Here is a 23,738-nt window from a genome sequence, read left to right on the forward strand (position 1 = left end):
CATGGCTAAGGCTAAGTTTGAACGTAATAAGCCACACGTAAACGTGGGCACAATCGGTCACGTTGACCATGGTAAAACAACTTTAACTGCTGCGATTGCAACTATTTGTGCAAAAACTTACGGCGGTGAAGCGAAAGATTACTCACAAATCGACTCAGCACCTGAAGAAAAAGCACGTGGTATTACAATTAATACTTCACACGTAGAATACGATTCTCCAATCCGTCACTACGCGCACGTAGACTGCCCAGGTCACGCCGATTACGTTAAAAACATGATTACTGGTGCTGCTCAGATGGACGGCGCGATCCTTGTGTGTGCTGCGACTGACGGTCCAATGCCACAAACCGTGAACACATCCTTCTTTCTCGTCAGGTTGGTGTACCTTACATCATCGTATTCTTGAACAAGTGTGACCTTGTTGATGATGAAGAATTACTTGAATTAGTAGAAATGGAAGTTCGTGAACTTCTTTCTACTTATGACTTCCCAGGTGATGACACTCCAGTTATCCGTGGTTCTGCGCTTAAAGCATTGGAAGGCGATGCTGGTCAATATGGTGAGTCTTCAGTTCTTGCTCTTGTTGAAGCGCTTGACTCTTACATTCCAGAACCAGAACGTGCTATCGACAAAGCATTCTTAATGCCAATCGAAGACGTATTCTCTATCTCAGGCCGTGGTACAGTAGTAACTGGTCGTGTAGAAGCTGGTATCGTTAAAGTTGGTGAAGAAGTAGAGATCGTTGGTATTAAAGATACAGTTAAAACAACTGTAACTGGCGTAGAAATGTTCCGTAAGCTTCTTGACGAAGGTCGTGCAGGCGAGAACTGTGGTGTATTACTTCGTGGTACTAAGCGTGAAGACGTACAACGTGGTAAAGTACTTGCTAAACCAGGTACAATCAAGCCGCACACTAAATTCGATGCAGAAGTATACGTACTTTCTAAAGAAGAAGGTGGTCGTCATACTCCATTCCTTAACGGCTACCGTCCACAGTTCTACTTCCGTACAACTGACGTAACTGGCGCAATCCAATTACAAGACGGCGTTGAAATGGTTATGCCAGGCGACAACGTTGAAATGTCAGTAGAATTAATCCACCCAATCGCAATGGACCCAGGTCTACGTTTTGCGATCCGTGAAGGTGGTCGTACTGTAGGTGCTGGTGTTGTTGCGAAAGTAACTGCATAAGCATAATATAGTGACGGATTACGTCTCAGGTTGAGGGCTTTGGCTCTCAACTTGCATTATAGGTCAGTAGTTCAATTGGTAGAGCGTCGGTCTCCAAAACCGAATGTTGGGGGTTCGAGTCCCTCCTGGCCTGCCATATTTTTCAAATAAAAAGCTTGATGCTGGCTTAGTTGTTCATATAATAAGTCGCGAGTTCTACGACGAGTACAAAAATGTCGAATGATAAATCGCGTGACGCATTGAGCGACGCGCCAATTCCTCAAAGAAATAATTCTGCTGAAGTTGTTCGTTCTGGTTCGCCTCTAGATATTGTTCTATGGGTGGTTGCAATTGCATTATTGTTTTTAGCCATTATGGTGAATCAGTATTTACCAGCGTATTGGGCGCCTGCAAATAATATTTGGGTGCGCGTTGGGGCAATTTTTGCTTGTATCGTTGTGGCTTTAGGTTTATTATACGCCACCCATCAAGGTAAAGGCTTCGTTCGTTTGCTAAAAGATGCACGAGTCGAATTGCGTCGAGTAACTTGGCCAACAAAACAAGAAACAGTCACGACATCGTGGCAGGTTCTATTGGTTGTAGTTGTTGCATCATTGGTTTTATGGTGCTTTGACTATGGTTTGGGTTGGTTAATTAAGTTGATTATCGGGTAAAAGAGCTATGAAACGTTGGTACATTATTCATGCCTACTCTGGCTATGAAAAACAAGTGTTGCGTTCGCTTACAGAACGAATCCAGCGTAGCGCTGTTGCTGATAGCTTTGGTGATGTCCTTGTTCCTACCGAAGAAGTGGTAGAAATGAAGGATGGTAAGAAACGTAAATCTGAACGTAAATTCTTTCCTGGCTATGTATTAGTCGAAATGGAAATGAATGATGATACTTGGCATATCGTTAAAGAATGTCCAAAGGTTCTAGGTTTTATCGGTGGTACACCTGAAAAACCAGCGCCAATCACTCAGCGTGAAGCAGATGCGATTCTTGCGCGTGTACGTAATACAGGTGAAGCACCACGTCCTAAGACGATGTTTGAACCTGGTGAAGAATTACTTGTTATTGACGGTCCATTCACAGACTTTAAAGGTGTGGTGGAAGAAGTTCAATACGAAAAGTCACGTTTAACGTTGACGATTAATGTATTTAATCGACCAACTCAGGTTGAACTCGAATTTCGCCAAGTCGAAAAAACGATTTAATCTTAATTGGTTGAAAAGCGCCCGATTTTATCGGGCATTGTTGTTGTAACAGTAGTGTTGCGTAAAGATTGGGGAGCCTAGCGGCGTTTGTACCCAGAGGTATTTTAAAATGGCTAAGAAGATTGACGGCTATATCAAGCTGCAAGTTCCAGCTGGTAAAGCAAATCCATCTCCACCAATTGGTCCTGCATTAGGTCAACGTGGTGTAAACATCATGGCATTCTGTAAAGAATTCAATGCTGCTACACAAAAAGTTGAACCAGGTCTTCCAATTCCTGTAGTGATTACTGTGTACAACGACAAGTCGTTCACATTCATCATGAAAACTCCTCCAGCTTCTATTCTTCTTAAGAAAGCTGCTGGTATCCAAAAGGGTTCATCTGTACCAAACAAAACTAAAGTTGGTAAGTTGACTCGTGCTCAGTTAGAAGAAATTGCGACTACTAAAGAACCAGATTTAACTGGTGCTGATTTAGACGCACGTGTACGTACCATTGCTGGTTCTGCGCGTTCTATGGGCTTGGAAGTGGAGCTATAAGACATGGCAAAGTTAACTAAACGTCAAAAAGCCATTGCTGCTGCTGTTGAAGCAAACAAAGTTTACACTTTGGAAGAAGCAGTGCAAGTTCTTAACAGCCTACCTGCTGCGAAATTCAAAGAATCTTTGGATGTAGCTGTAAATCTTGGTGTAGACCCACGTAAATCTGATCAGGTTGTTCGTGGTGCGACTACATTACCTGCTGGTACTGGTAAAACTGTACGTGTAGCTGTGTTTGCTCAAGGTGCGCAAGCAGAAGCTGCTAAAGAAGCTGGTGCAGACATCGTAGGTTTTGATGACCTTGCTGAAAGCATTCAAGGCGGAAACCTTGACTTTGATGTTGTAATCGCTGCTCCTGACGCTATGCGTGTTGTTGGTAAGCTCGGTACAATTCTTGGTCCACGTGGTTTAATGCCAAACCCTAAAGTTGGTACTGTAACTCCTGATGTAGCGAATGCTGTTAAAAACGCTAAATCTGGTCAGGCTCGTTACCGTGTAGACAAAGCGGGTATTATCCATGCTGCGATCGGTCAATTAGGCTTTGAAGCTGCTGCTATCCGTCAAAACGTTGAAACTTTAGTTGCTGACTTGAAAAAGTTAAAACCTGCAACTTCTAAAGGTGTATACATCAAAAAGATCACTTTGAGCTCAACTATGGGTCCTGGTCTTACTGTTGATGTAAGCAACGTTTCTAACTAAGTTTAAAACTTGGTCAAGAATTTTAAAGTCCTGATTGAGGGCAGAGTATAAAAATCATAGGTTTTTTATACTCATTCAAAGTATTGCTTTGTTTCCTCACTCATCAGGCGGACTTTGAATTGATAAATGTAAATTTATCAGCGTCAAAGACCACAGGCGAAGAGACTTCTTTTGAATATCTTCTTAATAACCCAGCCTGCGTAGACGCGGTGGTGTGATTTATTCCTCCTCCGCGTGCAAGTCAAATCCTTATTGACTTGCGAATTGGGAGTGTACTTTTTTGAGTACATAAATCACCGTTAGGAGGTTTTACAATGGCTCTTCTTATTGAAAGCAAAAAACAGATCGTTGCTGAAGTAGCTCAAACTGCTTCTACAGCGTTCGCTGCCGTTGTTGCTGACTATCAAGGTTTAACCGTTGAGCAATTAACTACTCTTCGTGTTGAAGCTCGTAAACTAGGTGTTTCTACACGCGTTGTACGTAACACTTTGGCTAAACGTGCTCTTCAAGATACGCAATTTGCAATCTTGAATGACAACCTTGTTGGCCCAACAATCTTAGCATTCTCAACTTCTGAAGACGATATGGGTGCAGCTGCACGCTTGTTTGAAGAATTTGCTAAAACTAACAAAGCATTTGAATTAAAAGCTGCTGCATTTGACGGCAAACTTTATCAAGGTGCTGAAGTTAGCGTTATCGCAAATCTTCCAAACCAAGAAAAAGCGCTTACTATGCTCGCATCTGTTCTTCAAGCTCCTATTTCGAAATTGGGTCGCTTACTTACAGCGCTTCAAGAGAAAAACGAGTCAGAAGCTGCTTAAGCTTAAATCTACTTCCACACCATTCAATACCCATTTGGAGTTAATCTCATGGCTTTAACAAACGAAGAAATCCTAAACGCAGTTGCTGAAAAAACTGTTCTTGAACTTGTTGAACTTATTTCTGCTTTTGAAGAGAAATTCAACGTATCTGCTGCTGCTGTAGCTGTAGCTGCTCCTGCTGCTGGCGCTGCTGCTGCTGAAGAACAAACTGAATTCAACGTTGAGTTGACTTCTTTTGGTGCTAACAAAGTAGCTGTAATTAAAGCAGTTCGTGAAGCAACTGGCCTTGGTCTTAAAGAAGCTAAAGACCTAGTTGAAGGTGCTCCACAAGTTCTTAAAGAAGGCATTTCTAAAGAAGAAGGCGAAGAACTTAAGAAGAAACTTGAAGAAGCTGGTGCTACAGTTACACTTAAGTAATTGTAAAAGGAGTCGGTTTTTAAATCGGCTCCATAAAATGGCTGATGGCTCTTGGGTCATCAGCCTTTTTGCGTTACAATAATCGGCTCGATTTTTGTTTGTTCTGTACAATAACTGTTATATTTCAGAATAATTGAAGTAATTTCAAATGTTTACCAATATTTTTCTTTTTAAAAAATATTGTTAAGCGTTTTAATACCACTAAAAATTGCAGCATTTGTAAACAGTGGTGGCCATATCGGCCTGTGTAATTCCTTCTGAGCCCGTTCTGCAGGCGGGCTTGGTTTACTTTCCGAGGACTCCAGATGGCATACTCATATACCGAAAAGAAACGGATCCGTAAGAATTTTGGTAAATTGCCCCAAGTAATGGAAGCACCGTACTTACTTTCGATTCAGGTCGACTCGTATAGAACGTTCTTGCAAGGTGGCAAATCCCCAAAAAACCGCGAAGATATCGGTCTCCAAGCCGCATTTCGTTCAGTTTTTCCTATAGAAAGTTATTCTGGCAATGCTGCTTTAGAATTTGTTGAGTATAGCCTTGGTAAGCCTGAGTTTGATGTGCGTGAATGTATTTTACGTGGTTCGACTTATGCGGCACCAATGCGCGTAAAAATTCGTTTGATTATTAAAGATCGCGAAACTAAATCTATTAAAGACGTACGTGAACAAGAAGTCTACATGGGTGAAATGCCACTCATGACTGACAATGGTACCTTTGTAATCAATGGTACTGAGCGTGTAATTGTATCTCAATTACACCGTTCACCTGGTGTGTTCTTCGATCACGATAAAGGCAAAACACATTCAAGTGGTAAAGTACTTTATTCTGCACGTATTATTCCTTACCGTGGTTCATGGTTAGATTTTGAATTTGATGCAAAAGATTTAGTTTATGTACGTATCGACCGTCGTCGTAAATTATTAGCAACTGTTGTGTTGCGTGCATTGGGTTATAACAATGAACAAATCTTGAATTTGTTCTATGAGAAAGTTCCTGTATATCTTGATATGGGTAGCTATCAAATTGACCTCGTTCCAGATCGTCTGCGTGGCGAAATGGCGCAATTTGATATTGCTGACAATGACGGTAAAATTATTGTTGAGCAAGGTAAACGTATTAATGCACGTCACGTACGTCAAATGGAAGCTTCTGGTTTAGCTAAGCTATCAGTTCCTGATGAGTACCTGTATGAGCGTATCACTGCCGAAGATATTACTTTACGTAATGGTGACGTGATTCCTGCAAATACATTGTTAAGCCATGAAGTTATGGTGAAACTGGCAGAAGGTGGTGTTAAACAGTTCAATATCTTGTTTACGAACGATATTGACCGTGGTTCATTTGTTGCTGACTCATTACGTGCTGACACAACATCTGGTCGTGAAGAAGCATTAGTTGAAATCTATAAAGTAATGCGTCCAGGCGAGCCGCCAACAAAAGAAGCTGCTGAAAACTTATTTAATAACTTATTCTTCTCTTCTGAACGTTATGACTTATCTCCAGTAGGTCGTATGAAATTCAACCGTCGTTTGGGTCGTCCATACGAAGTTGGTACTGACCAGAAGTCACGTGAAGTAGAAGGTATTTTATCGCACGAAGATATCATCGATGTATTACGTACATTAGTTGAAATCCGTAACGGTAAAGGTGAAGTCGATGATATCGATCACTTGGGTAACCGTCGTGTACGTTCTGTTGGTGAAATGACTGAAAACCAATTCCGTGTTGGTTTGGTTCGTGTTGAACGTGCTGTTAAAGAACGTTTAAGCCAAGCAGAAACAGATAATTTATCTCCGCAAGATCTCATTAACGCGAAACCAGTTGCAGCTGCGATCAAAGAATTCTTTGGTTCAAGCCAATTGTCTCAGTTCATGGATCAAAACAACCCATTATCTGAGATTACACATAAACGTCGTGTTTCAGCGCTTGGCCCGGGTGGTTTAACGCGTGAACGTGCGGGCTTTGAAGTACGTGACGTACATCAAACTCACTATGGTCGTGTATGTCCAATTGAAACACCGGAAGGTCCAAACATTGGTTTGATCAACTCGCTTTCTGTTTATGCAAAAGCAAATGATTTTGGTTTCTTGGAAACACCTTACCGTAAAGTGGTAGATGGCCGAGTAACTGATGAAGTTGAATACCTTTCTGCTATTGAAGAAGTAGGTACTGTTATTGCACAGGCCGATTCTGCTGTAGATAAAGATGGTAACTTAACAGAAGATTTTGTTTCTGTTCGTCATCAAGGTGAATTTGTACGTATGCCACCTGAAAAAGTGACGCATATGGATGTATCTGCACAGCAGGTTGTATCTGTAGCTGCTTCGCTTATTCCATTCCTTGAACACGATGATGCGAACCGTGCATTAATGGGTTCAAACATGCAACGTCAGGCAGTTCCTACTCTACGTGCGGATAAACCGCTTGTAGGTACAGGTATGGAAGCGAACGTTGCTCGTGACTCGGGTGTATGTGTGATCGCAAACCGTGGTGGTGCGATTGAATATGTAGATGCTTCTCGTATCGTTATTCGTGTAAACGAAGATGAAATGATTGCAGGTGAGGCTGGTGTAGATATTTACAACCTCATTAAATATACACGTTCTAACCAAAACACTTGTATTAACCAAAATATTATCGTGAATTTGGGCGACAAAGTTGCTCGCGGTGACATTTTGGCAGACGGTCCATCAACAGATATGGGTGAGCTTGCGCTTGGTCAAAACATGCGTGTAGCGTTCATGACGTGGAATGGTTACAACTACGAAGACTCGATCTTGTTATCTGAGCGCGTACTTCAAGAAGACCGTTTAACTTCTATTCATATTCAAGAATTATCATGTGTAGCGCGTGATACTAAGTTGGGTGCAGAAGAAATTACTGCGGATATTCCTAACGTAGGTGAAGCTGCACTTTCTAAACTTGATGAATCGGGTATCGTTTATATCGGTGCTGAAGTTACAGCGGGTGACATTCTTGTTGGTAAAGTAACGCCTAAAGGTGAAACTCAGTTAACTCCTGAAGAAAAATTGCTTCGTGCAATCTTCGGTGAGAAAGCAGCTGACGTTAAAGACTCATCTTTACGTGTTCCATCTGGTACTAAAGGTACAGTTATCGATGTTCAAGTCTTCACTCGTGATGGCTTAGAGAAAGATGACCGTGCGTTAGCAATTGAAAAAGCACAACTTGACTCTTACCGTAAAGACTTGAAAGAAGAATACAAGATCTTTGAAGAAGCAGCTCGAGAGCGTGTAATTCGTTTGCTTAAAGGCCAAGAGTCTAACGGTGGTGGTTCGACTAAACGTGGCGACAAGCTCGTTGAAGATATGCTATCTGGTTTAGAGCTTGTTGACTTACTTGAAATCCAACCTACAGACGAAGCAATTGCTGAACGTTTATCTCAAATTCAAGTGTTCTTGAAAGAGAAGAGCGCTGAAATTGATGAGAAGTTTGCAGAGAAGAAACGTAAGCTTTCGACTGGTGATGAATTAACAACAGGCGTTCTTAAAGTTGTTAAAGTTTATCTAGCAGTTAAACGTCGCATTCAGCCTGGTGATAAAATGGCTGGTCGTCACGGTAACAAAGGTGTTGTATCTAACATTTTACCTGTTGAAGATATGCCACACGATGCGAACGGTGTACCAGTAGATATCGTATTGAACCCATTGGGTGTACCATCTCGTATGAACGTGGGTCAGATTCTTGAGACTCACTTGGGTATGGCGGCTAAAGGGCTTGGCGATAAAATCGAAAAAATGTTGAAAGAACAGCGTACAGTTTTAGAACTTCGCGAATTCTTAGACAAGATTTATAACAAAGTCGGTGGCGAGCAAGAAGATCTTGATAGCTTAACTGATGCTGAAGTTTTAGCTCTTTCTGGCAACTTACGTGCTGGTGTGCCTTTAGCTACTCCTGTATTTGATGGTGCTGAAGAAAGCCAAATTAAAGACTTACTTGAATTAGCTGACATTTCACGTACTGGTCAAACAGTATTGTTTGATGGTCGTACGGGTGAACAGTTTGATCGTCCTGTAACTGTAGGTTACATGTACATGCTCAAATTGAACCACTTGGTTGATGACAAAATGCATGCGCGTTCAACTGGTTCTTACTCACTTGTTACACAGCAACCGCTTGGTGGTAAAGCACAGTTCGGTGGTCAGCGTTTCGGTGAGATGGAGGTCTGGGCACTCGAAGCTTACGGCGCAGCATATACTCTTCAAGAGATGTTAACTGTTAAGTCGGATGACGTTGAAGGTCGTACACGCATCTATAAGAATATTGTAGATGGTAACCATTATATGGATCCGGGTATGCCTGAATCGTTCAACGTATTGACCAAAGAGATCCGTTCTTTAGGTATCAACATTGAACTGAAAAATGGTGACTAAGTCGTAAGACTCACGATTTTTTAGGAAAAAACAATATTTGTGACCCAGTCGGGTAAGCGTTGCTTCCCGACACACGGAGAAAAAAATTGAAAGACTTGCTCGATATCATGCGTAAGAAAACGGACTCAGATGGTCATGCACCAATTGAGTTTGACCGTATCCGTATTGGTCTTGCGTCACCAGAAATGATTAAGTCATGGTCTCATGGTGAAGTTAAAAAACCTGAGACAATTAACTACCGTACGTTTAAACCAGAACGTGATGGTTTGTTCTGTGCCAAAATTTTTGGTCCAGTAAAAGATTACGAATGCTTGTGTGGTAAATACAAGCGTATGAAATACAAAGGCGTCATTTGTGAAAAATGTGGCGTTGAAGTAACTACAGCGAAAGTTCGTCGTGAACGTATGGGTCACATTGAACTCGCTTCTCCAGTTGCACATATCTGGTTCTTAAAATCGTTACCATCTCGTATCGGTTTATTACTTGATATGACACTTCGTGATATCGAACGCGTATTGTATTTCGAATCATACGTTGTAACTGATCCTGGTATGACTCCGTTTGAAAAGTATCAACTTTTAACAGACGAAGAATACTTCAATGCACTTGAAGAGCACGGTGATGAATTCACTGCGAAAATGGGTGCAGAAGCGATTCAGGACTTATTAAAAGATATCGATCTTGAAGCTGAAATCGCACGTTTACGTGAAGAAATTCCTCAAACAACTTCTGAAACGAAGTTGAAAAAAGCGTCTAAGCGCTTGAAATTGATGGAAGCATTCAACGATTCAAACAACAAGCCAGAATGGATGGTGATGAATGTACTTCCTGTACTTCCACCTGATTTACGTCCATTAGTTCCACTTGAAGGTGGTCGTTTCGCGACTTCTGACTTGAACGATTTATATCGTCGTGTCATTAACCGTAACAACCGTTTGAAGCGTCTTCTTGATCTTGCAGCACCAGACATTATCGTACGTAACGAAAAACGTATGTTACAAGAGTCTGTAGATGCATTGCTTGATAACGGTCGTCGTGGTCGTGCAATTACCGGTTCTAACAAGCGTCCATTAAAATCTTTGGCAGATATGATCAAAGGTAAACAAGGTCGTTTCCGTCAGAACTTACTTGGTAAGCGTGTTGACTATTCTGGTCGTTCGGTAATTACTGTAGGTCCTACTTTACGTCTTCACCAATGTGGTCTTCCGAAAAAAATGGCACTTGAATTATTCAAACCATTTATTTTTGCGAAACTACAAGCTTCAGGTCAAGCAACAACCATTAAAGCTGCGAAGAAAATGGTTGAGCGCGAGACTCCAGAAGTTTGGGACGTTCTTGCTTCTGTAATTCGTCAACATCCAGTAATGTTGAACCGTGCGCCAACACTTCACCGTTTAGGTCTTCAAGCATTTGAACCTATTCTTATTGAAGGTAAGGCAATCCGTCTTCACCCACTCGTTTGTGCTGCGTTTAACGCCGACTTCGATGGTGACCAAATGGCGGTACACGTTCCATTGACACTTGAAGCACAGTTAGAAGCTCGTGCATTGATGATGTCAACAAACAACATCTTGTCACCAGCGAATGGTGAGCCGATCATCGTTCCTTCTCAGGACGTTGTCTTGGGTCTTTACTACATCACGCGTGATGCAGTAAATGCTAAAGGCGAAGGCATGGTGTTTGCTGATACTCACGAAGTAAACCGTGCACTTGCAACTGGTCAAGTTGCGATTCATGCTCGTGTTAAAGTACGTGTACATCAAACTGTTATCAATGAAAATGGTGAACGTGAACACGGAACTATTATTGTTGATACGACACCAGGTCGTTGTTTGCTTTGGGAAGTTGTTCCACAAGGCTTAAGCTTTGACATGATCAACCTTGAGATGACTAAAAAGAATATCTCGAAGTTAATCAACTCTTGCTACCGTAAACTTGGTTTGAAAGATACCGTTATCTTTGCTGACCAATTAATGTACTTGGGCTTCCGTCAAGCGACTCGTTCAGGTGTATCTGTAGGTATGGAAGACATGCTCATTCCACCTACTAAGCACACAATTATTGATAAAGCAGAAACAGAAGTTCGTGAAATCGAACAACAGTTCGAACAAGGTTTCGTAACTGCTGGTGAGCGTTATAACAAAGTTGTCGATATCTGGGCGCGTACAAACGACCAAGTTGCTAAAGCGATGATGGATAACTTGTCTTATACACTTGTGAAAAACAAACAAGGTGAAGACGAGAAGCAAAAATCATTTAACAGCATCTATATGATGTCTGACTCTGGTGCCCGTGGTAGTGCGGCACAGATTCGTCAGCTTGCTGGTATGCGTGGCTTGATGGCAAAACCGGATGGTTCGATTATCGAAACACCGATTAAAGCGAACTTCCGTGAAGGTTTGACAGTACTTCAGTACTTCATTTCAACACACGGTGCGCGTAAAGGTTTGGCCGATACAGCATTAAAAACTGCGAACTCTGGTTACTTGACACGTCGTCTTGTAGACGTAGCGCAAGATTTAGTAATTACCGAGCCTGACTGTGGTACAGCGGGTGGTTTGGTAATGACTCCATTCATTCAAGGTGGCGATGTTATCGAGCCATTACGTGACCGTGTATTGGGTCGTGTAACAGCTGAAGATGTACGTCGTGCATCAGATGATGAAGTTGTATTACCTCGTGGTACGTTAATTGACGAAAAAATCGCAGCTCATCTTGAAGAGGCGGGTGTCGATGAAGTCAAAGTACGTTCAGTAATTGCTTGTGAATCTGCTTTTGGTGTATGTGCTAGATGTTATGGCCGTGACCTTGCACGTGGTCACTTGGTGAACCCAGGTGAGTCAGTTGGTGTAATGGCTGCACAGTCTATTGGTGAACCAGGTACACAGTTAACAATGCGTACGTTCCACGTGGGTGGTGCTGCGAGCCGAACTTCTGCTGCAAACAGTGTTCAAGTACGTAACAAAGGTACTGTACGTTTCCATAACGTGAAAACTGTACAACATGCAAAAGGTCACTTGGTTTCAGTTTCTCGTTCAGGTGAAATTGGTATTGCCGATGATTTAGGTCGTGAACGCGAGCGCTATAAACTTCCTTACGGTGCAAGCATCTTGTTGAAAGATGGTGAATCTGTAGAAGCTGGCGGTATTGTGGCGACTTGGGATCCGCATACACATCCACTTGTTACAGAAGTTGCTGGTAAAGCACGTTTCAGCCAAATTGCTGATGGCGTAACTGCAACATCAAAAACTGATGATGCAACTGGTATGACTACCGTTGAAATCTTACCTGTAACAGCTCGTCCTGCTTCTGGTAAAGATTTACGTCCTGCAATCGTGTTGGATACAACAGATGGCGGCGAACAGTTCTACTTCTTGCCACAAAACACAATCGTAACTGTTCGCGATGGCGAAACGATTGGTGTGGGTGACGTTATTGGTCGTGTACCACAAGAAACATCACGTACTCGTGATATTACCGGTGGTCTACCGCGTGTAGCTGACTTGTTCGAAGCACGTAAACCGAAAGAGCATGCGATTCTTGCAGAAGTTTCAGGTGTTGTAAGCTTCGGTAAAGAGACTAAAGGTAAAAACCGTTTAGTGATTACTCCTGATGATGGTTCTGAGATTTACGAAGAGTTGATTCCAAAATGGCGTCAAATCAACGTGTTCGAAGGCGAGCATGTGAACCGTGGTGAGACTATTTCTGATGGTCCACAGAACCCGCATGACATCTTACGTTTGAAAGGTGAAGTTGCATTAACTAACTACATCGTGAACGAAGTTCAAGACGTATACCGTCTCCAAGGTGTAAAAATCAACGACAAACATATTGAAGTTATCGTACGTCAAATGTTGCGTAAAGTTGATATCACTGATGGTGGCGATACAAGCTTTATTAAAGGCGAGCAAGTGGATTACATCCGCGTTGTTCAAGAGAACCAAGCTGTCTTGGCTCAGAACAAGTTCCCTGCGAAGTTTGAACGTCAATTAATGGGTATTACGAAAGCATCGCTTTCTACTGACTCGTTCATCTCTGCTGCATCGTTCCAGGAAACAACTCGTGTGTTAACTGAAGCGGCTGTAACAGGTAAAGAAGATGATTTACGTGGCTTGAAAGAAAACGTTGTAGTGGGTCGTTTGATTCCAGCTGGTACTGGTCTTGCATACCACTTAGAACGTCGTCGTCAAGAAGCAGAAGCTGCTGAGCATGAACTTCATAATGACTTCAGTGAAGTAGACCAAGCATTCAGCCAAGCGTTAAACTCAGAACAGTTCTAAGTTTAGACTGGCACTAAAAAGGCACCTCAGGGTGCCTTTTTTTATATGTACCAATAACAATTAAAAGTGGTAATTACATAAATATATTAAAGAGCCATTATTTTATTACTTAAGCGGGATAAACACTCCACAAAAACAGATTAGGCTACAAACTTCTGAGGACTGGAGTAAATCTAATGAAAAAAATGATGATGATTGTAAGTGTTGGCCTGATGTCAACAACTTTATTTGTTGGTTGCCAGAATGCAAGCCCAGAAAGTAAACGTATTGGTTCAGCTGCGATTGGTGGTGGTGCAGGTGGTGCTGTAGGGAAACATGTGGGTGGTAATATCGGTGCAGGTTTAGGAGCGGCACTTGGTGCTGGTGTTGCAGCCAATGCAAAAGGATCTAGTAGTAAAACAGTGCGTAATAGTGCAATTGGTGCTGGGGTTGGTGCGGTGTTAGGTGGCGCAATCATTGGTGGCGACGCTGGTGCTGCTACAGGTGGAGCACTTGGTGGTAGTGCGGGCGCAGCTTATGAAGAGAAGAAAGGGAAGTACTAAAATTACCCTTAGCCATATTTAATTCATAGAAGTCTTTATCTTAGTAAAGACTTCTTTTTTGACCGCTTTTATCTTTGAAATTTTGCTTAATTATAATAAATAGAAGAGCTTTACAAAATATCTATCGATTAGGACAGATGAATAACACAATCTGATCAAATTCCTCATAAAAGAGGATTATTCTTTTTATTAGGACAGGTAGTAGTGAGTACGGTCATGAAAAAAACAATTGGATTAGTTTCTGCTTTAATGTTGTCTACCCTTATGTTTACAGGCTGTCAAAATATGAGCCCATCTGACCAGCGTATTGGGGCAGCAGCAGCGGGTGGAGCACTTGGTGGCGGACTAGGTAACCATGTAGGTGGTGGTGTTGGCGCAGGCTTAGGTGCAGCAGTAGGTGCTGGTGTTGGTTCAAATACCCAAGGTGGTAGTAAGCAAACCACTACGAAAAGTGCGATCGGAGCTGGTATCGGTTCTGTAGTAGGTAAAGCAATATTGGGTGGTGACTCTGGTGCTGCAATTGGCGGTGCGATTGGTGGTGGCGCTGGCGCTGCTATTGAAGAGAAGAAATAAAAATTTATAGTTTGAATAAAAATAAGCGCTTTTTCAGCGCTTATTTTTATTGGGGGAAAGGTTTGGCTTTTTTACGTCTGATATAAAGTGTTTTTTTAACTTCGGCAATTCTCACCCCCGATTCATCAAAAATGTTTAGATGATATGTTCTTAAAACAGGTTCGTAGTTTTCGGCAAGCTCACGTATTTGCTCAATCTCAGCTAAATCTACTCGAATATCTGCATGCACAGTACTTCGACCAGGGGAAAGAAAATTAATTTCAGCAGCTTTATCCCAAACAATATATTTTGATCCGAGATGATGCAGCAAAATCATCATGTAAAATGGATCAACCATTGAATAAAGGCTGCCCCCAAAATGCGTTCCGACCAAATTTTGGTTTTTCCAAGTCAAAGGCATTTTTACACGTACATGACAAAGTTCTAAATTCATGATTTCAATATAAATCCCTGCTCCTCGATAAGGTGGGTAGTGATTAAATAGGAATTTTGAAATCGTAGGATTGTTCTGAAGTCTTCTGAAAATAGCCATAATAGTCAATTTTTTTTATTGAAACAGTATTCATACTAGATAAGTATCATCTTTTTTATATTGATGGCAATGCTCTATCCGACTAACGACATGATCGATTGAAAAACAAGATAGGAAATGATTATGCAGCCAAAAGTTCATACAGTAACAACAAGTGACCAACAAACACTTTGTGCCAAGACATGGGGCGACGAAAAAAATACACCGTTGGTTTTAGTACATGGTTATCCTGATAATCAGGAAGTATGGGAATCAATCATTGAATATTTAATCAATGACTTTTACATTGTCACTTATGATGTACGAGGGGCGGGTTTGTCGTCTATACCAAAACGTATACGTGATTACCGTTTAGAACGTTTATCTCTAGACTTACAAGAAGTCGTTGATGAATTATTACCAAATCGTCAATTTCACATGGCTGCACACGATTGGGGTTCAATACAATCTTGGGAGTCGGCAACAGAACCTAAGTTTAAAGGGCGATTATTATCCTATACAACAATTTCAGGACCCTGTCTTGATCATGCTGCTTTATTTTTACGTGACAAATTTAAATCTGCACCAAGCCATGTTTTAAAAATATTAACGAAGTCTTGGTATATCGGTGCATTCCATCTTCCATTACTAGCCCCAACAGTTTGGTCTCTTTTTAGCCCTGAAAAATGGGGGAAAGTCCTGACTCAGTTAGAGAGAAAAAATAATTTACCCTTAAATAATAATATTAATGCAGATGGTAAATATGGCATTAATTTATATCGGGCGAATTTTATTCCTCGCTTAACTGGCCCACGTCAACGTTATGCACAGTGCCCAGTCAAAGCAGTTATTTTAAAATATGATACTTTTGTGAGCCCTGAATATATTACTGAGGCTCTGCCAAAGTGGGCAGAAAAATTTGAATATGTAGAGCTTGAAGCAAATCACTGGGCAATTCTAAGTGAGCCCGCGAAAATTGCAGATCATATTCATCAGTTTATTAAGGCTCAAGCTTAATCATTGAGTGACTGCATAAAATAGTTAATTCGGCGATATTTTCGGCTTCATAGATCTGAATCTGATAGAATGTCGCCTTTTGTTTTGCTCTGAATTTATTCATGAATGCTGTCGTTATTGCGATTGCAGTGATGTTTCTATTATCACTGGCTCGCGTTTCTGTCGTACTGACTTTAGTGGTTTCTGCCATTGTAGGCGGCCTCGTAGCAGGTTTAAGCCTTTCTCAAACCGTTGATGCCTTTAACGCTGGTCTTGGCGATGGTGCTGAAGTTGCACTTGCCTATGCTGTGTTAGGAGCGTTTGCCTTGGCACTTTCAAAATCTGGTTTACCTGATTTACTTGCTCATAAACTGATTGGTTTGTTGGGAATGGAAGCGGGGAAAAGCCGCGAAACTAAAGTGAAATATCTACTATTAGGTATTTTACTGATTGCTGCTATTTTCTCTCAGAATCTTATTCCAGTTCATATTGCCTTTATTCCTGTACTTGTTCCGCCATTATTACGGGTAATGAACCATTTAAAGTTAGACCGTCGCGCAGCAGCGTGTGTGCTTACGCTAGGTTTGGTCGGAACTTATATTTTTCTTCCGGTTGGGTTTGGTGCAATTTTCCTTGAACAGATTTTGATGGGAAATATCAACAAAGTTGGCGCAGCGTACGGCTTGCATGTAGAACGTGGCATGATGTCAATTGGCATGGCTATTCCAGTTTTAGGAATGGTTTTAGGTACTTTGGTTGCTGTATTTATTAGCTACCGTAAACCAAGAATTTATGCCGATCGCGCTATTACACCAACTACAACGATTGATTTGGATAAACCCCTTCGCGCCACTACTCAAGTTGAAACAGCTGACTTAAAAGCAGATGCTGAAGAGTTAAAGCATGAGGCAGAGCAAGCGCCCGTGATTGCAAAGAAAACGATCTATATGGCATTGCTTGCAATTGGCTTGACACTCGCTGCACAGCTCTATTCTGGTTCAATGATTTTGGGTGGTTTAGTCGGTTTTGCTGTTCTATCTACCGCCGGAATTTTTAAGTGGCAAGATGCAGATGATGTCTTTGTACAAGGCATGCGGATGATGGCCTTAGTAGGTTTCATTATGATTTCTGCTGCGGGCTTCGCATCGGTAATGACGCATACAGGAGATATTAATCAGCTAGTGAAGGGTGTAGTCGAGATTATTGGAGACAATCGTGCACTTGCAGCTTTCTTAATGCTTTGTATTGGTTTATTTGTCACGATTGGTATTGGTTCGTCTTTCTCAAGTGTGCCTGTACTTGCTGTTATTTATGTGCCTTTATGTGTGCAGTTTGGTTTCTCACCCTTAGCGACGATTGCCCTTATTGGGACTGCAGCAGCATTAGGTGATGCAGGCTCACCAGCTTCTGACTCAACCTTAGGGCCAACAGCTGGTTTAGGTGTAGATGGTCAACATGATCATATTTGGGATACGGTTGTACCTACCTTTATTCACTTTAATATTCCGCTATTAATTTTTGGCTGGATTGCTGCAATGGTTTTATAAGTTTTTTATAAAATATTAAATGATTAACCTTCTTAATAATAATCTTTAGGTTTAAATTAAGAAGGTTTTTTATTGCCTAAGTAAAACATGTATTTAAAATAAATTATATTAAAATACTCAGAATTATAAAGTATATTAAAATGGTTGGTAATATAAAATAATCTTGATTAATATGGTTGGTTTTAAAACCAATTAAAATAGTTGGTTAATATATAATTTTATTTAAAACAAATATTTAAAAATAAATGATAAATTAATTTTATAATGTGTATTGCATGATTTTAAAATAAATGTTTATTATAAATATAAATAAGGTTGGAGATATTAAAGTGTTCAAAAAGGCTTTGGTTATTGCATTAATGGGGATGTCTTCATTTACATTTGCTGGTAATTGGCAAGTGAAATTTGGTGGCAGTGTTATCGCGCCATCAGAAGATACAACGACTCCTTTGGGTGTAGTAAAGGCAGACCATGAATATGCATTTACACCATCAGTAGAATACTTTTTTGGCCAATCTCCATTTTCGGCAGAATTATTATTAGCAACACCTATTAATCACGATGTACTACTAGATGGTAAAAAAGCTGCGCGTATTAAACAGTTACCACCAACAATTACAGCAAAATATCATTTTAAAAACTCGACTCGTTTCACACCATATATTGGTATAGGTGCAACAGCATTTATTCCTTGGGATGAGGAAGGGGCAGCAGTAAAAGTTAAAGAAGATTTTGGTGTGGCAGGACAAGTTGGTTTTAATTTCCAACCTGCTGATGCTAAAAACTGGGGAGTATTTGTAGATGTTCGTTATGCAGATATTAGTCCTGAAGTTACAATTGATCCGTCAATTGCTGACTATAAATTTGATCTAGATATTAATCCGTTTGTTTACACTTTAGGTTATAGCTATAAATTTTAAGCATAATAATAAATAGAACAATATAATAATAAACCTAGACTCAGGCACCTCACATATAGTTTATGTGAGGTTTTTTTATGAATTTTATTTGCACTAAAAAAATCATAAAACAGACAGTTTTATACATATCTTATGCAAATTTTTTTCTAAACTAATTTTATTCATTACAAACATGGAAATAAAATCATGAACAAAAAATTAGCAATCTGTTTGGCTCTTTTTAGTGGTATCGCTTTTACACAGACCTCGCAAGCTGCAAGTTTCTCGTGTGATGCTGCAAAGACGAAAACAGAAAAAAGTATTTGTAAAAACCGCTCTTTAAACGATGCCGATGTCAAAATGGCGACGACCTATCAAATCGTTTTGCATGCTTTACCAATGGGCGGACGGGATAACCAAAAAGATGCTCAGCAGCAATGGTTGAAAAAAAGAAATGCTTGTGCTGCTGGTGTAAGTTGTATTAGCAAAGCTTATCAGCAACGTCAAAAGCAGTTAGATACGATATTGCAAGATAGGGTGTTAAGCCACGGCCCATTTTAATTAGAGTAAAAATTTTTAATATTCAGGATTGAAAAATTCTAGAAGTACTCCATTCATAAAGCATTCGAGAACAAACAGCTTCAAAATTTAAGGAGTGATTTATGAGTGAACAAGCATCACAAAATTATAGTTTCCAAGCGGAAGTTGCCCAGCTTTTACATTTAGTGACGCATTCTCTCTATTCTAACCCTGAGATTTTCTTACGTGAGCTTATCTCTAATGCTTCAGATGCATGTGATAAGTTACGTTTTGAAGGAATTAATCATCCTGAATATTATGAAAATGATCCAGATTTACATGTACGAATCAGCTTAAATAAAGAAGATAAAACCTTAACCATCTCTGATAACGGTATTGGTTTAAGCCAACAAGAAGCGATTGATAACTTAGGTACAATTGCGAAATCAGGTACTAAAGATTTCATGTCAAAATTGACTGGCGATCAAAAAGCAGATGCTCAGTTGATTGGTCAATTTGGTGTGGGTTTCTACTCTGGCTTTATTGTTGCCGATAAAATTACGGTTGAATCACGTCGTGCTGGTCTAGAGGCATCTGAAGGGGTGCGTTGGATTAGTGGTGGTACAGGCGAGTTTGAAGTTCAGCAAATTGATAAGGCGTCACGTGGTACTGACATTATTCTTCACTTGCGTGATGACGCGCTTGATTACTTAGAATCTTATAAAGTTAAGCAAATTGTTAATAAATACTCTGATCACATTAGCTTGCCAATTGAAATGCAAAAAGAAGTTTGGCAAGAAGAAGAGGTTGCCGAAGGTGAAGAACCTAAAGGCGGCCAAATGGTCAAGACTGACGAGTGGGAAGCGATCAACTCAGCAAGTGCTTTATGGACGCGTAACAAAAGCGAAGTGACTGAAGAGCAATATGTTGAGTTCTATAAAAACTTAACGCATGACTTTGAAGCACCATTAGCTTGGGCGCATAACCGTGTTGAAGGTAGTACTGAATATACCCAACTACTTTATATTCCAAGTAAAGCGCCACATGACATTTTTACACGTGAAGCAAAAGCCGGTATTAAGCTCTATGTAAAACGCGTGTTCATCATGGATGATGCAGATAATTTAATTCCAAATTATTTACGCTTTGTTCAAGGTGTAGTGGATAGTGCTGACTTACCACTGAATGTCAGCCGTGAGTTGTTGCAAGAAAGCCGTGATGTCAAAACAATTCGTGAAGGTAATGCACGCCGTGTATTAACCGTACTTGATGGTTTGGCTAAATCAGAAGATGAAAAAGACCAAGAAAAATTTAAGACATTCTATAGTGAGTTTGGCTCAGTACTTAAAGAAGGCTTGGGTGAAGACTTTGGTAATCGCGAACGTATTTTAAAATTATTACGATATGCCACTTCAACTAACGATGAAGTAACGACTTCTTTTGCTGACTATAAAGCGCGCATGAAAGAGGGCCAAAAAGCTATCTATTATGTGACTGCTGACAGCTTGGCAGCAGCGAAAAACTCGCCACAGTTAGAGTTGTTTAAGAAAAAAGGCATTGAAGTATTATTAATGGCAGAGCGTGTTGACGAATGGGCAATGAATTTTGTCCAAGAATTTGACGGTACGCCATTAAAGAATGTCTCTAAAGGTGCGGTTGATCTAGGTGACTTACAAGATGCTGAAGAGAAAAAGGCACTTGAGCAAGCAGCTGAACATTTCAAACCTGTGGTTGATAAGCTAAGTGACTCATTGAAAGCTAAAACTAAAGAAGTACGTGTAACCACGCGTTTAGTTGATTCTCCTGCATGTTTAGTGACAAGTGAAGGTGAATTATCACCTCAACTTATTCGTATGCTAAAACAAGCTGGACAAGCAGTGCCAGAAATCAAACCGATTTTAGAAATTAACCCTGAACATCCTTTAGTGAAAAAACTTGAAGGTTCAGAGCAGTTTGATGACTTGGCTAACGTAATTTTCGATCAGGCTGTGATTGCTGAAGGTGGTTTACCAGAAGACCCAGCAGCTTATGTAAAACGTATTAATAGCTTATTGCTGAAATAATTCAGTGTAAAAAAAGCCTCTGATCCTTCAGAGGCTTTTTTGTGGATAAAGAAAGAGTTATCCACAATTTGGTGATTTCTGATTAAAAATTAGCTTCGAGATTCATTTGAACGCTGAGTTGATGTTTCGAATCATCATCAACATGGTTAAAAAAATTAAGGTCATTTTGCATAAAAAGCCAATTTCGCCACACAGGCTGGCGCCATGAAATATAAGGTCCCCAACTATTTAGCCGAATGTCATTTTTGGTATATACGCCACCGCTATAGACACCGTAAGTAAGATGATTATCTTTTAAAAATTGATATTGCTGGAAAGTCCAATTCCCCCAGCTATAATCTTCATTTTCACTCTTATTCACATTAAATTTATTAGCGAAAAGAGTGTTATCTTGCATTTTCTGCGTTAAGTTTAGCGTCGTTTCGGTGTAGTTCCGGCTGGTTGAACCATAACGAAATACCTGCTCTGTATCTATGCTAATGTTATGTCTTAAGTTCCATTTTTTCTTTGCCAAAAATTGTACATAGACATCGTTTTCTGAGTTTGAACCTAAATCAAGATTATTTTCAAAAGGTATCCAAGTTGAAATGGTAGCCCAGCTTGCACTCAGTGGATTAGTTGTCGAAACCTGAGCTGAAGAGTTCTTCTTTTTTCTTTTGCCAAAAGCTTTATAAGAATGTTCAGACTGGGTGGCACGCTTCCATAACGTATCATTTCCGAACACAGCCATAAGTTCTTGAATTAAAGCTGCATTGGGTAAAACATCATTTGTCTCTATTTCACAAGGAGAGAGTGAAAGTGATTGTCTTTTTCCTTTAGCGAAACTCGTAGAAGAATAGGGGTAACGCCTTGACCGTTGGTGCTTTAAAGAATTATAAAAAAATTGAGTATGCGGAATTAAAGCCAATATGCCCAAACTATAAATGCAAACTAAAACAGTCGATTTGTATTGAAATGAAAAAGGAGAGAATTGATTCATCGTTCAAAGTAATAAAGAATCAAAAATTAGAATAATATTTTAAGAAGCTAAGCTTAAATTTTTATTTAAAAGTATTTTATTATTCATCACCTTGGATGGGTTCCAAGGTGATGTTCAGCAGCTTAAAAAAGAGCTTCTAAGCGCAAGAATGTACTGACAAAATGGTTGCGATCTTCACGGTGGTCATTAAAGTAGTTTACATCTCCTTGAACAAAGAACCATTCACGTAAAACAGGTTGGCGCCATGAAACGAATGGCCCCCAACTATTTAAACGTAAGTCATTGTCGTTGTAATAACCGCTTGTATAAATACCATAGTTAAAACGGTTGTTTGCAAAGAAACTATGTTCACGAAAAACCCTATTTTCCCAACTTAGATCATCATCTTGATCATCGGCATAAGTTAAGCTGAACTGATTTGATAAAATCGGTTGATTTGGTCTGGCATGGGTAAGTTCAAGATTGGTACGTAAGTAGTTTTCACTGTCTATACCGTAACGATAAATTTGCTCAGCATAAAATTTAAAATCATTACGGAGTTGCCAATCTCTAGATGCTTTTAAACGAACATAAATATCGTCCCCAGAACGAATACCTAAGTCAGCATCGGTTTCAAAAGGCAATTTTTTCGAGAAATTTGACCAGCGTAAAGCAATGGAGCTGTTGTCATCTCGAGTTTGTTTACCATCTAACTTCTTATTTGAATTTTGATTTGGGTTCTGATTGATATTAGCTGGACTATTATTAAATTCGTTATCTAGAGAGTCATCACCAAAGACCACGCTTAGACGTTTTTCTAGAGTGGGTAGCTTAATCTTACCCCGAATTCTGGGCTTAATTTCAAAGTTATCGTATTCATTCCAATAGTTATCGACCATTACGCGGATGGTTGCTGTAGCAGGTTTTTGTGGATCGACTTCACCAAACCAGTTATCAATTTTTTCAGAAGTACGATCGGCCCAATTCCGAATTTTCTTTTGTTTACGGTCAACCCAAGTTTGATCTTCTGTTTGTTCGGTAGGAGGAACAATAGGTTGATTAGATTGCTCTGGAAAAATAGTAGGGGTCGCATCTACCCAACGTGGAATCTGATCAAGAAGATTTTCATCTGTGGGGGCTTCAGTTTGGACTCCAGAAGACAAACCTTTCACTTGCTGGTTTTGAGAGGATGAGGTGGTTTCTGCATGAGCGATGCATACTGAACCGAATCCAATAGTTAAAAGTGCAAAAAGCTGCCGATAAGGCATTACGTGAAATGTTTTCATATCTATCTTTATGTTTTGTTGTTGTTTCCACTTTTGTTGATTTTTCTAATAAAATCAAGAGGGCGACACAAAAGTTAATTAAATTTAACTTTTCTTACATATTTGAAATAAATTAAAAAGTTTAAGCTAGTAGCGTTTATTTTTAACAAAAAAAATCCCCCAGTTACGGGGGATGATAGATCAAGGAAACTTCAAATTCCGATCATTAAACACATAAAAAACAGAACATTACAGCGCGAATATTCTAAGCGGCAATAATAAACTGATTTTAAACAATTGGATAGTTCTTTTTTTAGAACGCTCTATTGCT

The 23,738-nt window shown here is 40.1% G+C and carries 18 protein-coding genes, 1 tRNA gene and 1 pseudogene; 17 read left to right on the forward strand and 3 right to left on the reverse strand.

The annotated features are described in order from the left end of the window. Position 1: 1 nt before the first annotated feature. The 12 genes and pseudogenes from tuf (at position 2) to ACINWC141_RS16125 (ending at position 14,649) form a co-directional block, all read left to right on the forward strand. Positions 2–1,191 (forward strand): annotated as a pseudogene (gene tuf, locus ACINWC141_RS16070) (elongation factor Tu). A 60-nt stretch (positions 1,192–1,251) separates the two neighbouring features. Next, positions 1,252–1,327 (forward strand) — tRNA-Trp (locus tag ACINWC141_RS16075). A 76-nt stretch (positions 1,328–1,403) separates the two neighbouring features. Beyond that, positions 1,404–1,844 carry a preprotein translocase subunit SecE gene (gene secE, locus ACINWC141_RS16080; protein WP_009393035.1) on the forward strand — a complete coding sequence of 147 codons (441 nt, stop codon included), beginning with the start codon at positions 1,404–1,406 and terminating at the stop codon, positions 1,842–1,844. Between the two features lie 7 nt (positions 1,845–1,851). Beyond that, positions 1,852–2,385 carry a transcription termination/antitermination protein NusG gene (gene nusG / locus ACINWC141_RS16085; RefSeq protein WP_003654499.1) on the forward strand — a complete coding sequence of 178 codons (534 nt, stop codon included), beginning with the start codon at positions 1,852–1,854 and terminating at the stop codon, positions 2,383–2,385. A gap of 109 nt (positions 2,386–2,494) precedes the next feature. After that, complete coding sequence (gene rplK, locus ACINWC141_RS16090) at positions 2,495–2,923, forward strand: 50S ribosomal protein L11 (protein ID WP_001074682.1); 429 nt, start codon at positions 2,495–2,497, stop codon at positions 2,921–2,923. Positions 2,924–2,926: 3 nt separating this feature from the next. Next, the gene (rplA, locus tag ACINWC141_RS16095; RefSeq protein WP_004795104.1) at positions 2,927–3,622 is read left to right on the forward strand and encodes a 50S ribosomal protein L1; all 696 of its coding nucleotides are present in this window, start codon (positions 2,927–2,929) and stop codon (positions 3,620–3,622) included. Positions 3,623–3,936: 314 nt separating this feature from the next. Further along, complete coding sequence (gene rplJ / locus ACINWC141_RS16100; RefSeq protein ID WP_009393103.1) at positions 3,937–4,443, forward strand: 50S ribosomal protein L10; 507 nt, start codon at positions 3,937–3,939, stop codon at positions 4,441–4,443. Between the two features lie 48 nt (positions 4,444–4,491). Then, positions 4,492–4,860, forward strand: a complete 369-nt coding sequence (gene rplL, locus ACINWC141_RS16105) for a 50S ribosomal protein L7/L12 (protein WP_009393209.1) — start codon at positions 4,492–4,494, stop codon at positions 4,858–4,860. Positions 4,861–5,165: 305 nt separating this feature from the next. Further along, entirely contained in the window at positions 5,166–9,254 is a 4,089-nt protein-coding gene (gene rpoB / locus ACINWC141_RS16110; RefSeq protein WP_009392999.1) for a DNA-directed RNA polymerase subunit beta, read from the forward strand. 86 nt (positions 9,255–9,340) lie between these two features. After that, positions 9,341–13,534 carry a DNA-directed RNA polymerase subunit beta' gene (rpoC, locus tag ACINWC141_RS16115; protein WP_009393136.1) on the forward strand — a complete coding sequence of 1,398 codons (4,194 nt, stop codon included), beginning with the start codon at positions 9,341–9,343 and terminating at the stop codon, positions 13,532–13,534. 176 nt (positions 13,535–13,710) lie between these two features. After that, complete coding sequence (locus ACINWC141_RS16120) at positions 13,711–14,076, forward strand: hypothetical protein (RefSeq protein ID WP_005301737.1); 366 nt, start codon at positions 13,711–13,713, stop codon at positions 14,074–14,076. A gap of 216 nt (positions 14,077–14,292) precedes the next feature. Then, positions 14,293–14,649: a hypothetical protein gene (locus ACINWC141_RS16125; RefSeq protein WP_034678966.1), complete on the forward strand. Its 357-nt coding sequence runs from the start codon at positions 14,293–14,295 to the stop codon at positions 14,647–14,649. Positions 14,650–14,695: 46 nt separating this feature from the next. Here ACINWC141_RS16125 and ACINWC141_RS16130 read toward each other — a convergent pair whose 3' ends face one another. After that, a complete protein-coding gene (locus ACINWC141_RS16130; RefSeq protein WP_034678968.1) occupies positions 14,696–15,181 on the reverse strand; it encodes a DUF4442 domain-containing protein in 486 nt (161 codons plus the stop codon). A gap of 117 nt (positions 15,182–15,298) precedes the next feature. On the opposite strand from ACINWC141_RS16130, the gene ACINWC141_RS16135 reads away from it, so the two are divergent. The 5 genes from ACINWC141_RS16135 (at position 15,299) to htpG (ending at position 21,184) form a co-directional block, all read left to right on the forward strand. Further along, positions 15,299–16,177 (forward strand): alpha/beta fold hydrolase, encoded by an 879-nt coding sequence (locus ACINWC141_RS16135; protein ID WP_081400194.1) that lies wholly within the window; start codon positions 15,299–15,301, stop codon positions 16,175–16,177. Positions 16,178–16,278: 101 nt separating this feature from the next. Next, on the forward strand, positions 16,279–17,703 hold the full coding sequence (locus tag ACINWC141_RS16140; RefSeq protein WP_009393044.1) for a Na+/H+ antiporter family protein: 1,425 nt from the start codon (positions 16,279–16,281) through the stop codon (positions 17,701–17,703). Positions 17,704–18,032: 329 nt separating this feature from the next. Continuing rightward, complete coding sequence (locus tag ACINWC141_RS16145; RefSeq protein WP_009393246.1) at positions 18,033–18,623, forward strand: OmpW/AlkL family protein; 591 nt, start codon at positions 18,033–18,035, stop codon at positions 18,621–18,623. 186 nt (positions 18,624–18,809) lie between these two features. After that, positions 18,810–19,163 (forward strand): lysozyme inhibitor LprI family protein, encoded by a 354-nt coding sequence (locus ACINWC141_RS16150; protein WP_009393082.1) that lies wholly within the window; start codon positions 18,810–18,812, stop codon positions 19,161–19,163. Positions 19,164–19,264: 101 nt separating this feature from the next. Beyond that, entirely contained in the window at positions 19,265–21,184 is a 1,920-nt protein-coding gene (gene htpG, locus ACINWC141_RS16155; RefSeq protein WP_009393249.1) for a molecular chaperone HtpG, read from the forward strand. Positions 21,185–21,266: 82 nt separating this feature from the next. On the opposite strand, the gene ACINWC141_RS16160 is transcribed toward htpG, so the two are convergent. Continuing rightward, positions 21,267–22,163, reverse strand: coding sequence for a hypothetical protein (locus ACINWC141_RS16160; protein ID WP_009393088.1), 897 nt, complete (start codon positions 22,161–22,163; stop codon positions 21,267–21,269). Between the two features lie 122 nt (positions 22,164–22,285). Continuing rightward, positions 22,286–23,428, reverse strand: coding sequence for a hypothetical protein (locus ACINWC141_RS16165; protein WP_009393007.1), 1,143 nt, complete (start codon positions 23,426–23,428; stop codon positions 22,286–22,288). Positions 23,429–23,738 lie beyond the last annotated feature (310 nt).

Origin of the sequence: Acinetobacter sp. WC-141, assembly GCF_000313935.1 — a bacterium.
In the GTDB taxonomy this organism is placed as follows: Bacteria; Pseudomonadota; Gammaproteobacteria; order Pseudomonadales; family Moraxellaceae; genus Acinetobacter.

Excerpts from the sequence above, each read along its gene's own strand:
- ACINWC141_RS16165 (WP_009393007.1), bottom strand. The coding sequence starts at position 23,428 with ATGAAAACATTTCACGTAATGCCTTATCGGCAGCTTTTTGCACTTTTA.
- htpG (WP_009393249.1), top strand. The coding sequence starts at position 19,265 with ATGAGTGAACAAGCATCACAAAATTATAGTTTCCAAGCGGAAGTTGCC.
- rplA (WP_004795104.1), top strand. The coding sequence starts at position 2,927 with ATGGCAAAGTTAACTAAACGTCAAAAAGCCATTGCTGCTGCTGTTGAA.
- ACINWC141_RS16120 (WP_005301737.1), top strand. The coding sequence starts at position 13,711 with ATGAAAAAAATGATGATGATTGTAAGTGTTGGCCTGATGTCAACAACT.
- secE (WP_009393035.1), top strand. The coding sequence starts at position 1,404 with ATGTCGAATGATAAATCGCGTGACGCATTGAGCGACGCGCCAATTCCT.
- rpoB (WP_009392999.1), top strand. The coding sequence starts at position 5,166 with ATGGCATACTCATATACCGAAAAGAAACGGATCCGTAAGAATTTTGGT.
- rplJ (WP_009393103.1), top strand. The coding sequence starts at position 3,937 with ATGGCTCTTCTTATTGAAAGCAAAAAACAGATCGTTGCTGAAGTAGCT.
- rplL (WP_009393209.1), top strand. The coding sequence starts at position 4,492 with ATGGCTTTAACAAACGAAGAAATCCTAAACGCAGTTGCTGAAAAAACT.
- ACINWC141_RS16160 (WP_009393088.1), bottom strand. The coding sequence starts at position 22,163 with ATGAATCAATTCTCTCCTTTTTCATTTCAATACAAATCGACTGTTTTA.
- rplK (WP_001074682.1), top strand. The coding sequence starts at position 2,495 with ATGGCTAAGAAGATTGACGGCTATATCAAGCTGCAAGTTCCAGCTGGT.
- ACINWC141_RS16140 (WP_009393044.1), top strand. The coding sequence starts at position 16,279 with ATGAATGCTGTCGTTATTGCGATTGCAGTGATGTTTCTATTATCACTG.
- ACINWC141_RS16130 (WP_034678968.1), bottom strand. The coding sequence starts at position 15,181 with ATGGCTATTTTCAGAAGACTTCAGAACAATCCTACGATTTCAAAATTC.
- nusG (WP_003654499.1), top strand. The coding sequence starts at position 1,852 with ATGAAACGTTGGTACATTATTCATGCCTACTCTGGCTATGAAAAACAA.
- ACINWC141_RS16125 (WP_034678966.1), top strand. The coding sequence starts at position 14,293 with ATGAAAAAAACAATTGGATTAGTTTCTGCTTTAATGTTGTCTACCCTT.
- ACINWC141_RS16135 (WP_081400194.1), top strand. The coding sequence starts at position 15,299 with ATGATTATGCAGCCAAAAGTTCATACAGTAACAACAAGTGACCAACAA.
- ACINWC141_RS16150 (WP_009393082.1), top strand. The coding sequence starts at position 18,810 with ATGAACAAAAAATTAGCAATCTGTTTGGCTCTTTTTAGTGGTATCGCT.